13 protein-coding genes are annotated in these 12,916 nt (G+C 62.4%); 12 read left to right on the plus strand and 1 reads right to left on the minus strand.

Going from position 1 to position 12,916, the window contains the following annotated elements:
* The first annotated feature begins 55 nt into the window (after positions 1 to 55).
* The 9 genes from bamA (at position 56) to ACLRDN_RS11625 (ending at position 8,744) form a co-directional block, all read left to right on the plus strand.
* Positions 56 to 2,428: an outer membrane protein assembly factor BamA gene (gene bamA / locus ACLRDN_RS11585; RefSeq protein ID WP_413460135.1), complete on the plus strand. Its 2,373-nt coding sequence runs from the start codon at positions 56 to 58 to the stop codon at positions 2,426 to 2,428.
* Between the two features lie 81 nt (positions 2,429 to 2,509).
* Positions 2,510 to 2,983 (plus strand): OmpH family outer membrane protein, encoded by a 474-nt coding sequence (locus tag ACLRDN_RS11590; RefSeq protein ID WP_413460385.1) that lies wholly within the window; start codon positions 2,510 to 2,512, stop codon positions 2,981 to 2,983.
* 128 nt (positions 2,984 to 3,111) lie between these two features.
* The gene (gene lpxD, locus ACLRDN_RS11595; RefSeq protein WP_413460136.1) at positions 3,112 to 4,200 is read left to right on the plus strand and encodes a UDP-3-O-(3-hydroxymyristoyl)glucosamine N-acyltransferase; all 1,089 of its coding nucleotides are present in this window, start codon (positions 3,112 to 3,114) and stop codon (positions 4,198 to 4,200) included.
* On the plus strand, positions 4,193 to 4,657 hold the full coding sequence (gene fabZ / locus ACLRDN_RS11600; RefSeq protein ID WP_006462531.1) for a 3-hydroxyacyl-ACP dehydratase FabZ: 465 nt from the start codon (positions 4,193 to 4,195) through the stop codon (positions 4,655 to 4,657). The genes lpxD and fabZ overlap by 8 nt, the downstream gene beginning before the upstream one ends.
* Positions 4,658 to 4,792: 135 nt before the next feature.
* Positions 4,793 to 5,581 carry an acyl-ACP--UDP-N-acetylglucosamine O-acyltransferase gene (gene lpxA / locus ACLRDN_RS11605; RefSeq protein WP_039788266.1) on the plus strand — a complete coding sequence of 263 codons (789 nt, stop codon included), beginning with the start codon at positions 4,793 to 4,795 and terminating at the stop codon, positions 5,579 to 5,581.
* A complete protein-coding gene (gene lpxB / locus ACLRDN_RS11610; protein WP_287019664.1) occupies positions 5,565 to 6,740 on the plus strand; it encodes a lipid-A-disaccharide synthase in 1,176 nt (391 codons plus the stop codon). The genes lpxA and lpxB overlap by 17 nt, the downstream gene beginning before the upstream one ends.
* A 59-nt stretch (positions 6,741 to 6,799) precedes the next feature.
* Positions 6,800 to 7,432, plus strand: a complete 633-nt coding sequence (gene rnhB, locus ACLRDN_RS11615) for a ribonuclease HII (protein WP_413460137.1) — start codon at positions 6,800 to 6,802, stop codon at positions 7,430 to 7,432.
* A gap of 11 nt (positions 7,433 to 7,443) precedes the next feature.
* A complete protein-coding gene (locus ACLRDN_RS11620) occupies positions 7,444 to 8,235 on the plus strand; it encodes a TrmH family RNA methyltransferase (RefSeq protein ID WP_413460138.1) in 792 nt (263 codons plus the stop codon).
* A gap of 14 nt (positions 8,236 to 8,249) precedes the next feature.
* Complete coding sequence (locus tag ACLRDN_RS11625; protein WP_413460139.1) at positions 8,250 to 8,744, plus strand: DUF6314 family protein; 495 nt, start codon at positions 8,250 to 8,252, stop codon at positions 8,742 to 8,744.
* On the opposite strand, the gene ACLRDN_RS11630 is transcribed toward ACLRDN_RS11625, so the two are convergent.
* Complete coding sequence (locus ACLRDN_RS11630) at positions 8,725 to 9,579, minus strand: pyruvate, water dikinase regulatory protein (RefSeq protein WP_039788257.1); 855 nt, start codon at positions 9,577 to 9,579, stop codon at positions 8,725 to 8,727. The two genes, ACLRDN_RS11625 and ACLRDN_RS11630, sit on opposite strands and share 20 nt — an antisense overlap.
* A gap of 49 nt (positions 9,580 to 9,628) precedes the next feature.
* On the opposite strand from ACLRDN_RS11630, the gene ACLRDN_RS11635 reads away from it, so the two are divergent.
* From ACLRDN_RS11635 to ACLRDN_RS11645, 3 genes are all read left to right on the plus strand, one after another.
* Positions 9,629 to 9,934 (plus strand): hypothetical protein, encoded by a 306-nt coding sequence (locus ACLRDN_RS11635; RefSeq protein WP_288066213.1) that lies wholly within the window; start codon positions 9,629 to 9,631, stop codon positions 9,932 to 9,934.
* Between the two features lie 10 nt (positions 9,935 to 9,944).
* Positions 9,945 to 12,299, plus strand: coding sequence for a phosphoenolpyruvate synthase (gene ppsA / locus ACLRDN_RS11640; protein ID WP_276840754.1), 2,355 nt, complete (start codon positions 9,945 to 9,947; stop codon positions 12,297 to 12,299).
* Positions 12,300 to 12,450: 151 nt separating this feature from the next.
* Positions 12,451 to 12,885 carry an NfeD family protein gene (locus ACLRDN_RS11645; RefSeq protein ID WP_413460140.1) on the plus strand — a complete coding sequence of 145 codons (435 nt, stop codon included), beginning with the start codon at positions 12,451 to 12,453 and terminating at the stop codon, positions 12,883 to 12,885.
* Positions 12,886 to 12,916: the final 31 nt, after the last annotated feature.

Here is a 12,916-nt window from a genome sequence, read left to right on the forward strand (position 1 = left end):
CTTACCAGCATCATGTCAGGCAGTGCCGCAGCGAAAAACTGTTGATGAACGATAGATGAAATTACACCCTGCGCAACATCCCATCCCGACTCTCTCCCGTCGCCTGATTGCCGCTGCCGCCTTTGCCCTGTGCTCCAGCCAGGCCATGGCGATCACGCCGTTCGTGGTCAAGGACATCCGCGTCGAAGGCATCCAGCGTACTGAAGCCGGTACCGTCTTCAGCTACCTGCCGGTGCGCGTGGGCGATACCTTCAACGATGAAAAGGCGACCGCCGCGATCAAGGCGCTGTATGCCACCGGTTTCTTCCGTGACGTGCGCATCGAAGCCGAAGGCGACGTGCTGGTGGTGCAGGTGGTCGAGCGCCCGGCCATTGCCAGCGTCGACTTCTCCGGCATCAAGGAATTCGACAAGGAACAGCTGACCAAGGCCCTGAAGGAAATCGGCGTGGCCGAGTCGCGCATCTTCGACCGTTCGCAGGTCGATCGTGCCGAACAGGAACTCAAACGCCAATACCTCTCGCGCGGCCTGTATGGCGCCAAGGTGTCCACCACCGTCACCCCGGTGGAGCGCAACCGCGTGGCCATTACCTTCGGCGTGGATGAAGGTGACGTCTCGCGCATCAAGCAGATCAACTTCGTCGGCAACAAGGTCTTTTCCGACAGCACCCTGCGCGACCAGATCAAGCTGACCACCCCGGGCTGGTTCACCTGGTACACCAAGGCCGACCAGTACTCCAAGGAAAAGCTGCAAGGCGACATCGAAACCCTGCGCTCCTACTACCTGGATCGCGGCTACCTGGAAATGCAGATCGAGTCGACCCAGGTGTCGATCACGCCCGACAAGAAAGACATCTACATCACCGTCAACATCAAGGAAGGTGAGAAGTACACCGTCTCCGACATCAAGCTGGACGGCGAAATGTTCGGCATGGAGCCGGAACTGGCCAAGCTGGTGCAGCTGAAGAAGGGCGACGTCTATTCCGGCGCCAAACTGACCGACAGCACCAAGAAGATCGGCGAACGCCTGGGCAACTTCGGCTACGCCTTCGCCAACGTCAACGCCAACCCCAACGTGGACCGCGAGAAGAAGGAAGTCGCCTTCACCATCATGGTCGACCCGGGCAAGCGCGTCTACGTGCGTCACGTCAACATCGCCGGCAATACCAAGACCCGCGATGAGGTGATCCGCCGCGAATTCCGCCAGTTCGAGGATTCCTGGTACGACGGTGAAAAGATCAAGCTCTCGCGCGACCGCGTGGACCGCCTGGGCTACTTCAAGGAAGTCACGGTCGATACCCCCGAAGTGCCGGGTACCAGCGACCAGGTCGACGTGAACATGAAGGTCGAAGAAAAGCCGACCGGCAACATCATGGTCGGTGCCGGCTTCTCGCAATCGGACAAGCTCAGCCTGACCGGCTCGATCTCCCAGGAAAACGCCTTCGGCAGCGGCAACACGGTCGGTATCGACATCAACACCAGCTCGCGCTATCGCACGATCTCGGTGTCGACCACCAACCCGTACTTCACTGATGACGGCATCAGCCGCACCTACGAAGTCTACCTGCGTACCATTCGTCCTTCGGTCTATACGACCGGTGACTACCGCGTCAAGACGCTGGGTGGCAGCATCAAGTTCGGCGTGCCGTTCTCGGAACTGGATCGCGTGTTCTTTGGCGTCGGCGTGGAAAACACCAACGTCAGCACCGATACCACCAGCCCGTCGATCTATCGCCAGTATGTGCGCGACTTCGGTGGCGCCGGCGCGGCCGGTTGCGATGTGATCAACGACGCCAGCTGCGGTGTTGGCAGCGCCCGTACCACCAGCATCCCGCTGACCATCGCGTGGCAGCGTGACGGCCGCGATTCGGCCCTGGTGCCCACCACCGGCCGCTTCCAGCGCGCCAACTTCGAGGTCTCCTACGTGGGCACCCTGAAGTACTACCGCGCCAGCTATCAGCACCAGTATTTCCAGCCCTTCTTCAGCAAGGCCGTCACTCTGGCCCTGAATGGCGAAGTGGATTATGGCCGCGGCATCGGCAGCAAGCCCTATCCGGTGTTCAAGAACTACTATGCCGGCGGTATCGGCACCGTGCGTGGCTATGAAGCCTCCTCGCTGGGTAGCCTGAAGGACCAGTACGGCGACTCCATGGGCGGCGCCTCGCGTCTGTACGGCAATGCCGAACTGCAGTTCCCGTTCCCGGGCTCGGGCCAGGACCGCACGCTGCGCTGGTTCACCTTCTTTGACGGCGGCAACGTCTTCGCCGACGGCCAGAACATCAAGTTGAACGACCTGCGCTATTCGGCCGGTGTCGGTATCAGCTGGGTGTCGCCGATTGGCCCGTTGAAGCTCAGCTTCGGCAAGCCATTGAACCTGAAGACGGGTGACAAGTCTCAGTCCTTCCAGTTCCAACTGGGTACCGGCTTCTAAAGCGGTCATCATTGATTCGTAATACGGAGAGTAATCTTGAAGTTCATGACCAAATCGTTCCTGTCCCTGCAGTCCATCGTGATGGCTGCCTGCCTGTTGAGCATTGCTCCCGCCCATGCGCAGGAGAGCTCGAAAATCGCCTTCGTGAGCACCGAGCGCATCTTCCGCGAAGCGGCGCCGGCCAAGGCCGCACAGACCAAGCTGGAAGCCGAGTTCGCCAAGCGTGACCGTGAGCTGCAGGACATGGCCGCGCGCCTGAAGACCCAGTCCGACAAGCTGGACAAGGACGCCGCCGTGCTGTCGGACTCCGACCGCGCCAAGCGCCAGCGTGACCTGTCCGACCTGGACAAGGAATTCCAGCGCAAGCAGCGCGAATTCCGCGAAGACCTGAATCAGCGCCGCAACGAGGAACTGTCCGTGGTGCTGGAACGCACCAACAAGGTGATCCGCCAGATCGCCGAAGCCGAGAAGTACGACATCGTCTTCCAGGAAGCCGTGTACGCTTCCAAGCGCATCGACATCACCGACAAGGTCCTGAAGGAACTGGCCAAGTAATTGCCGCCTTCACCATGCGGGCGCCGGACGGCAACGTCCTGCGCCCGCATGTCGCTTCAGGGGCTGCCTTCAGGGTGGCCTTTGTTCTACGGTCAGCCAAGCAACGCCTATCATTCGGAAAAGCCAAGATGAGTATTCGACTGCAGCAACTGGTCGAGCGCCTGGGCGGTCAGATCAAGGGTGATGCGGCCATCGCGGTCGATGGCATCGCGCCGCTGGATGCCGCCGGTGCCAGCCACATCACCTTCCTCTCCAATCCCAAGTTCCGTGCGCAAGCCGACCAGACCCAGGCGGCGGCGCTGATCCTGTCCGAGACGGACGACGCCCAGGTGCAGGGCTATGCCGGTGCCCGTATCGTCACCCGCAATCCTTACGCCTATTTCGCCCGCGCCGCCCAGATGTTCCAGGCCGAAGCTGAGGGTCGTCCCGCCGCCGGCATCCATGCCAGCGCCGTGGTGGATCCTTCGGCCCAGGTCGCGCCGGACGCCGTGATCGGCCCGCTGGTGGTGATCGAAGCCGGTGCCGTCATCGGTGCCCGCGCCCGCATCGACGCCGGCAGCTTCATCGGCCACCACGCCAAGGTCGGTGAGGACACCCATTTCCACGCCCGTGCCACCCTGCATCACGCCTGCGAGATCGGTGCGCGCGGCATCGTCCATTCGGGCGCGGTGATCGGCGCCGATGGCTTCGGTTTCGCCAACGAAGCCGGGCAATGGATCAAGATTCCGCAAGTCGGCCGTGTCATGATCGGTGATGACGTCGAAATCGGCGCCAATACCACCATCGACCGCGGTGCCCTGGCCGATACCGTGATCGAGGAGGGCGTCAAGCTCGACAACCAGATCCAGATCGCCCACAACTGCCACATCGGCGCCCATACCGCCATTGCCGCCTGTGCCGGCATCGCGGGCAGCGCGAAAATCGGCAAATACTGCTCCATCGGCGGCGCGGCCATGATCCACGGCCACATCACCATCGTTGACAAGGTGCACGTCTCGGCCGGTACGCTGGCCCTGCGTTCCATCCTTGAGCCAGGGCAATACACCGGCTTCTATCCCATCACCGAACATCGCGACTGGGAAAAATCCGCTGCATTGGTGCGCAATCTAGGCACGATGCGTGAGAAAATCCGGGCGTTGGAAAAATCGCTTAAAACGTTGACACAAGAACAAGCAGGCCAAGCCCCGCTTTCAGAGAATCAAGAAGAGAATGAATAGCCTCGACATCAATCAAATCAAACAGTACCTGCCGCACCGTTATCCGCTGCTGCTGGTTGATCGCGTGCTGAACTGGGAGAGCGGCAAGACCATCACCGCGATCAAGAACGTGACCGTGAATGAAGAATTCTTCAACGGCCACTTCCCGCACAAGCCGGTGATGCCGGGCGTGCTGATGATCGAGGCGCTGGCCCAGACTGCGGCGCTGCTGTCCTTCCTGACCGAAGGCCGCAAGCCCGATGAAAATACCGTGGTCTACTTCGTCGGCATCGACAATGCCCGCTTCAAGCGTCCGGTGGAACCGGGCGACCAACTGAAGATGGAAGTGGAAATCACCCGCCGTGCCCGTGGCATCTGGAAATACCGTGCCGTGGCCACCGTGGACGGCCAGGTGGCTGTGGAAGGCGACCTGATGTGCACCATGCGCAGCGCCGCCGACGCCAGCCAGAGCGCCTGAGTCCAGGCCTGCCTGCAGGCTTGACGCATCAAGCCAGGCCCGGCGGTGATCGGCAAGATCGCGCCGGGCCTGATTCATTGTGCAGATTGCTTCATTGCAAGATGTGCAACAAGTGAACCCATCGAAGCACAGGACATGTCCAAGATCCATCCCAGCGCAGTGATTGCCCCCGGAGCGCAGATCGACGAATCGGTCGAGATCGGCGCCTATGCCGTCATCGGTCCTGACGTGCGCATCGGCGCGGGCACGCGCATCGGTCCCCATGTGGTGATCGAAGGCCACACCACCATTGGCCGTGACAACGAGATTTTCCAGTTCGCCTCCATCGGTGCCGCACCGCAGGACAAGAAGTACGCCGGCGAGCCCACCACCATGGAGATCGGCGACCGCAACACCATCCGCGAATTCGTCACCTTCAACCGGGGCACCGTGCAGGATGGCGGCGCAACCCGCATCGGCAACGACAACTGGATCATGGCCTACGTCCACCTGGCGCACGACTGCCAGCTGGGCAGCCACATCATCCTGGCCAACAATGCCACGCTGGCCGGCCACGTCCATTTGGGTGACCACGTGTTCCTGGGTGGTTTCACCACCGTGCACCAGTTCTGCCATATCGGCGCCCATGCCATGACCGCCTTTACGGCGGCCGTGAGCCAGGACGTGCCGCCCTTCGTGACGGCGGCGGGCAACCGTGCGGTGCCCGCTGGCATCAACAGCGAGGGCTTGAAGCGCCGTGGTTTCACCAGCGAGCAGATCATGGAGATCAAGCGCGCCTACAAGGTGATCTACCGCGCCGGCCTGCCGCTGGAGGAAGCCAAGCAGCAACTGGCGGAGATGGAAGCCAAGTCGGCCCACAGCGCTGAACACATCCGCTTGCTGCGCGAATTCATCGAGGCTTCGGCCCGTGGCATCATCCGCTGACATTACCCGCCGCCAGTCGATTGCACTGGTGGCCGGCGAAAGCTCGGGCGACCTGCTGGGCAGCCGCCTGCTGGCCGGGGTGCGCGAGCGCCTGCCGGAGGTACGCCTGCACGGCATCGGTGGCGAGCACATGATGGCGCAAGGTTTTGCCAGCGACTGGCCGATGGACAAGCTGACCGTGCGTGGCTTGTTCGAGGTGATTCCGCGTTACCGCGAGATCAAGGGCATCCAGGAGTCGCTGCGCGACAAGCTGCTGGCGGACCGTCCGGATGTTTTCGTGGGCGTGGACTATCCCGGCTTCAACCTGGGCCTGGAAGAACAGCTCAAAAAGGCCGGCATCCCGACCATCCACTTCATCGGCCCGCAGATCTGGGCCTGGCGTGGCTGGCGCATCAAGAAGATCCAGCGCGCGGTGTCGCACATGCTGGTGATCTTTCCCTTCGAGGAAAACCTGTACCGCCAGGCGGGCGTCCCGGTGACCTACGTCGGCCATCCGCTGGCCGAGGTGATCCCGCTGCAACCCGATACCGCCGGCGCACGCCAGCGCCTCGGACTGACCGGGCCGGGCAGGGTGGTGGCCATCCTGCCGGGCAGCCGGATGAGCGAACTGAAGCAGAACGGCGAAGGTTTCCTCGCCGCGGCACGGCTGTTGCGGCAGCGCGATCCCCAATTGCAGTTCGTCACGCCCATGGCGGGTGACCGGCAGATGGCCTTTTTTGAAGAGCAGATTCGCCAGGGCGGATATGAAGATCTTGGCATCAGCGTCATCCGTGGCCAGTCGCACAGTGCGATGGAAGCCTCGGATGCGGTGCTGGTAGCTTCGGGCACGGCCTCGCTGGAAGTGGCTTTGTACAAGAAGCCGATGGTGATCTCCTACAAGGTCAACTGGGCCTCTTACCAGATCATGCGACACATGGCTTACCAGCCCTGGGTGGGCCTGCCCAATATCCTGGCGCGCGACTTCCTGGTGCCGGAACTGCTGCAGCACCAGGCCACGCCCCAAGCCCTGGCAGACGCCATGTGGCACCAGCTGGAAGACCATGCGCACCAGCAGCGGCTGGTACGGCGCTTTGCCGACATGCACCAGTCCCTGCTGCGCGATACCAGCCGGGAGAGCGCCAACGCGGTGTGTGAAGTCATTGGCGCGCGCCGTCGTTGACGTGCCGAAAGAAGGATCGCTGCGGCGATCCGTGTGAAAGTTTGATGAAGGAAATTGCTATGCCCAAGGCGGCCCCCCAGACCCTGGCTTTGTTTGACGACACTACCGGCGAGATCATCTGCGGCGTCGATGAGGCCGGCCGTGGTCCGCTGGCCGGTCCGGTCTTCGCCGCCGCCGTGATCCTTGATCCGGCGCGTCCGGTCAAGGGCCTGCGCGACTCCAAGAAGCTTTCCGAAGCCGCGCGCGATAGCCTGGCATTGGAGATCAAGGAATCGGCCCTGGCCTGGGCCATTGCCTCCTGCAACGAGCAGGAGATCGACGAACTCAACATCCTGCACGCCAGCATGCTGGCCATGCGCCGCGCGGTGGAAGCACTCTCCACTCTGCCCACGCTGGCATTGATCGATGGCAACCGCTGCCCGGTCATGAGCATCCGCTCCGAAGCCATCGTCAAGGGCGACGACAAGGTGCCGGCCATCTCGGCCGCCTCCATCCTCGCCAAGACCGCGCGCGATGCGGCACTGCTGGTCTTGCACGACACCTATCCGCACTACGGTTTCGACCGCCACAAGGGCTATCCGACCCCGCTGCACCTGGAAATGCTGCGCCTGCATGGCGTCTCGCCGGTGCATCGGCGTTCCTATGCGCCGGTCAGGGCCTTGCTGGCCGGCCAGACGGTGGTGATGGCGTGAGCGAGACAGGCATGAAACTGATCACTTCCAAGGACAACCCGGTCTTCAAGGATTTGAAGCAACTGGCCACCAGCAGCCAGGCCCGCCGCCGCGCCGGCCAGAGCCTGCTGGATGGCGTGCACCTGGCGCAGGCCTGGCTGCAGCATCGCGGCGCGCCGCAGGTGTGCGTGGTGGCCGAGAGCGCCCAGTATCACCCGGAAGTAGCGCCGATTCTGGCCCAATGTGAAGCGTTGCACGCGCAATGCCTGGTGCTGGCCGAAAAGCTGTATGACGCCATCAGTACCGTGGAGAACGGCGTGGGCCTGCTGTTGCTGGTGAGTACGCCCGAGCCGGTGGCCCCGGCTGCCTTGAAGGAATCAGCGGTGCTGCTCGATGGCCTGCAGGATCCGGGCAATCTCGGCTCCATCCTGCGCAGTGCAGCCGCAGCTGGGGTGAAGCAAGTGTTCTGCTCGCCGGGTACCGCCGCCGCCTGGTCACCCAAGGTGCTGCGGGCCGGCATGGGCGCGCATTTCGTGCTGGACATCTTCGAGAATGCCGACCTGGTCGCTCTGTGCGCCGCCAGCCGCATCCCCTTGCTGGCCACCAGTTCGCACGCGGCCCAGACCATTTACGATTGCGACCTGTCCGGCCCGGTGGCCTGGTTGCTGGGACATGAAGGGCAGGGCGTGTCGCCGGCCTTGCAGGATGCGGCCACCCATGAAGTGGTGATCCCGCACCTGGGTGAGATGGAGTCGCTCAACGTGGCGGCGGCAGCGGCCGTCTGCCTGTTCGAACAACTGCGCCAGCGTACCGTCGGGCGCTGAGGGCGGCGCGTATCATGGCTGCTTTTCCCCCCATCGATCTGGCCGCCATGGCCGATTACTTCCTCGGGGAATGGATCTTCAGCCGCACCATCTGGGAAGGCAGCGAAAGCCCGCAAGCCACGGCGTCAGGTGAACTAAGTTTCACTAGAGGCCAGACGCCGGGCCAGCTGGTCTACCGCGAGCAGGGCCAACTGCGCATGACCGGCGCGCCTGGCCGCTTGATTCCGTTTTCCCGCGTCTTTGACTATCGCTTTGGCCCGGAGCGCCTGTGCGTGCTGTTCGCCGACGGCGAGCGCGTCGGCCAGCCTTATCAGGACTATCTGTTACGCGGACAGGAACTGATACCGGCCGCTGATCACCTGTGCGGCCCGGACTGCTATAACGCAGTGTATACAGCCCATGGTGAAGACTCCTTCACCATGGAAACCACCATCAACGGTCCGAAGAAGCGCACCCGCGTGCGCACTGAATTTTCACGCCGACAGTCGGTCAGCGCGTCTCCAGCTTGATCTCCTGCAGGATGGTGGCGGCGATTTCCTCGATGGACTTGGTGGTCGACGACATCCAGCGTATCCCTTCGCGGCGCATCATCTTCTCGGCCTCGTTGATTTCATAGCGGCAATTTTCCAGCGCGGCGTACTTGCTGCCGGGACGGCGTTCATTGCGCACTTCCGAGAGGCGTTCGGCGGCGATGGTGAGTCCAAAGATCTTCTTCTTGTGCAGTACGAGCCCGCTGGGCAGCTTTTCGCGTTCGAAGTCTTCCGGGATCAGCGGATAGTTGGCGCACTTGATCCCGAACTGCATGGCCAGGTACAGGCTGGTCGGGGTCTTGCCCGAGCGCGACACGCCCACCAGGATCACGTCGGCTTCCGAGAGGTTCTTGTTGGACTGGCCGTCATCGTGCGCCAGCGAGAAATTGATGGCCTCGATGCGGTTGCGGTATTCCTCGGAATCGGTGGTGTTGTGGCTGCGGCCGATGGTGTGGGTGGACTTCATCTCCAGTTCCTGCTCCAGCGGCTCCACGAAGGTCTGGAACAGGTCCATGTGCATGGCCTTGGCGCGCCGGATCACCGAAGACAGTTCCGACTTCACCAGCGTAGAGAAGACGATGGGCAGCTTGCCATCCACCGCGTAGGCTTCATTGATCTTGCGGGTGGCGTCGTGGGCCTTTTCCAGGGTATCGATGAAGGGCAGGCGGATCTGCTTGAAACGCAGCTCGAACTGGCTCAGCACCGAATGCCCGAAGGTCTCCGCAGTGATCCCGGTACCGTCGGAGACGAAGAACACGGTGCGGTTGGCGGCCACGACGGGGGAAGGGTGCGGGATCGGCATGGGGTCGAGCATTTAGTTGTCTTTTGGAAAATAGAAAAAGTATTGGGTGCTACGAACAAAAATGATTTCACGCGGTACAATGCTTGGCAACAATTTCGAGAAGCCCATCTTGATGACCGTCATGTCGCTGCGCAATTTGCCCGAATTCCTGATGATGTTTGCAATGGCAAACGTCCTCGGTGTGGCTGCGCGCCTGATGCTGTCCCTGGGCTGGTCCTCGAAGCCGCACCTGCTGCCGCAACCGTCGCAGAATAACAAAAATAAACCGACCCATGCCGCGCCCGCGAAGATTTCTTATCATCAAGCTAGGGGTAGTCATGTCCAACGCAGCAAACACCCAGGGGGCGGTATACGTAGCCTCCTTTGAAACTCTTCGCATGACGGACGTCGAGTCCGTCGGTGGCAAAAACGCATCGCTGGGAGAAATGATTTCCCAGTTGGCCGGCGCCGGTGTACGCGTGCCGGGCGGTTTTGCCACGACTGCGCAAGCTTTCCGTGATTTCCTGGAGCACAGCGCCGATGGCGGCCCGACCCTGGCCGCCCGCATTGCCCAGCGCCTCGAAGGCCTGGACATCGATGACGTGCGTTCGCTGGCGCAAGCCGGTGCCGAGATCCGTCAATGGATCATCGAGACCCCGTTCCAGCCCCGCCTGGACCAGGAAATCCGTGCCTTCTACGACAAGCTGGTGGCCGATTCGACCGCCGAGATGTCCTTCGCCGTGCGCTCCTCCGCCACCGCAGAAGACCTGCCTGACGCGTCCTTCGCCGGTCAGCAGGAAACCTTCCTGAACGTGGTCGGCATCGACAACGTGCTCGAAGCGATGAAGCACGTCTTCGCCTCGCTCTACAACGACCGCGCGATTTCCTATCGCGTCCACAAGGGCTTCACGCACGCCGAAGTGGCCCTGTCGGCCGGCGTGCAGCGCATGGTCCGTTCGGACGTGGGCGCGGCCGGCGTGATGTTCACCATCGACACCGAATCCGGCTTCAAGGATGTGGTCTTCATCACTTCCAGCTATGGCCTGGGTGAGACCGTGGTGCAGGGTGCCGTGAACCCGGACGAATACTACGTCCACAAGCCCATGCTGGAACTGGGCAAGCAGCCGGTGATCCGCCGCAACCTGGGGTCCAAGCTGATCAAGATGGAGTTCACCGGCGAAGCCAAGGCCGGCCGTTCGGTCAAGACCGTGGATGTGCCGGTGGAACTGCGCAACCGCTATTCCCTGACCGACGCCGAAGTGGTGGAACTGGCCAAGTACGCCACCATCATCGAGAAGCACTACCAGCGTCCGATGGACATCGAATGGGGCAAGGACGGCCGCGACGGCAAGCTCTACATCCTGCAGGCCCGTCCGGAGACGGTGAAGTCGCAGCAGAAGGCGACCGATGCGCAACAGCGCTTCAAGCTCAAGAGCTCCGGCACCGTGCTGGCCACTGGCCGTGCGATCGGCCAGAAGATCGGCGCCGGTCCGGTGCGCGTCATCAGCGATCCGGCTGAAATGGAACGCGTGCAGCCGGGCGACGTACTGGTGGCCGACATGACCGACCCCAACTGGGAACCGGTCATGAAGCGTGCCTCGGCCATCGTCACCAACCGCGGTGGCCGTACCTGTCACGCCGCCATCATCGCGCGTGAGCTGGGCGTGCCGGCCGTGGTCGGTTGCGGCGATGCCACCGAAGTGTTGAAGGACGGCACCCTGGTGACGGTCTCCTGCGCCGAAGGCGACGAAGGCAAGATCTACGACGGCCTGCTGGAAACCGAAGTAACCGAAGTGGCCCGTGGCGAACTGCCCCCGATCCCGCTGAAGGTGATGATGAACGTGGGCAACCCGCAGCTGGCCTTCGACTTCCAGTCGATCCCCAACGGCGGTGTCGGCCTGGCGCGTCTGGAATTCATCATCAACAACAACATCGGCGTGCACCCCAAGGCCATCCTGGAATACCCGAACATCGACGCCGACCTGAAGAAGGCCGTCGAATCGGTCGCCCGCGGCCATGCTTCGCCCAAGGCCTTCTACGTTGACAAGCTGGCTGAAGGCATCGCCACCATCGCGGCGGCCTTCTGGCCCAAGCCGGTGATCGTGCGCCTGTCGGACTTCAAGTCCAACGAGTACAAGAAGTTGATCGGCGGTTCGCGCTACGAGCCGGACGAAGAAAACCCGATGCTGGGCTTCCGTGGTGCCGCGCGTTACCTGGCCCACGACTTCGCCGAAGCCTTCCAGATGGAATGCCAGGCCATGAAGCGCGTGCGTGAAGACATGGGCCTGACCAACGTCGAGGTGATGGTGCCCTTCGTGCGTACCCTGGGCCAGGCCGAGAAGGTCATTGGTCTGCTGGGCAAGTATGGTCTCAAGCGTGGCGAGAACGGCCTGCGCGTCATCATGATGTGCGAAGTCCCGTCCAACGCCATCCTGGCCGAGCAGTTCCTGGAGCACTTCGACGGCTTCTCCATCGGTTCCAACGACCTGACCCAGCTGACCCTGGGCCTGGACCGCGATTCCGGCATGGAACTGCTGGCCGCCGACTTCGACGAGCGCGATCCGGCCGTGCAGGCCTTGCTGACCAAGGTCATCGCCACCTGCCGCGAAAAGGGCAAGTACGTCGGTATCTGCGGCCAGGGTCCTTCGGACCATCCGGACTTCGCCGAATGGCTGATGGACCAAGGCATCGAGTCCATCTCGCTGAATCCCGATACCGTCATCGACACCTGGCAGCAGCTGGCCAAGAAGTGATGAAGCAAGAAGTGATGAAGCTTTAAGCGTCACTGACGACCAACTTCGAAAGAAGTGAAAGGCGCGGACAGAAATGTCCGCGCCTTTGTTTTATTTTCTCAAGCTGCAGTAGACTGCGGGTGTTTGCAGTTTTCTTCATGGGGATTCGACGATGACGGACTGGTCACTCTGGCTGGTGCTGGCCGGCGCGCTGTTAGGTGCAGAACTCTTCACAGGCACCTTTTACCTGCTCATGATTGCGCTGGGCCTGGTGGCCGGTGCCGTCGCCGCCTGGTGCGGCCTGATGCTGGAGTGGCAGTTGCTGGTGGCCGCCGTGGTCGGCGTGGCTGCGGTGCTCGGTCTGCGCCGCAGCCCGTATGGGCGGCTGCGCCGCAGCAGCGCCAACGATGATCCCAATCTCCTGCTCGATATCGGCCAGAGCGTCGAGGTCCCGGCCTGGCAAGTGCACGGCAACCAGTTCATGGCGCGCGTGCCTTATCGTGGCGCGCAGTGGGATGTCGAGCTGCTGCCCGGCCATCATGCCAGTCCCGGCAGCTTCGTCATCCGCGAAATCCGTGGCAGCCGCCTGCTGGTGGCGCCGCGTTGATCGGCGTCTTCATTTCCTTCCCCCCTCTCGT

It is taken from the genome of Herbaspirillum huttiense, assembly GCF_047300815.1.
GTDB classification, from domain to species: Bacteria; Pseudomonadota; Gammaproteobacteria; order Burkholderiales; family Burkholderiaceae_D; genus Herbaspirillum; species Herbaspirillum huttiense_A.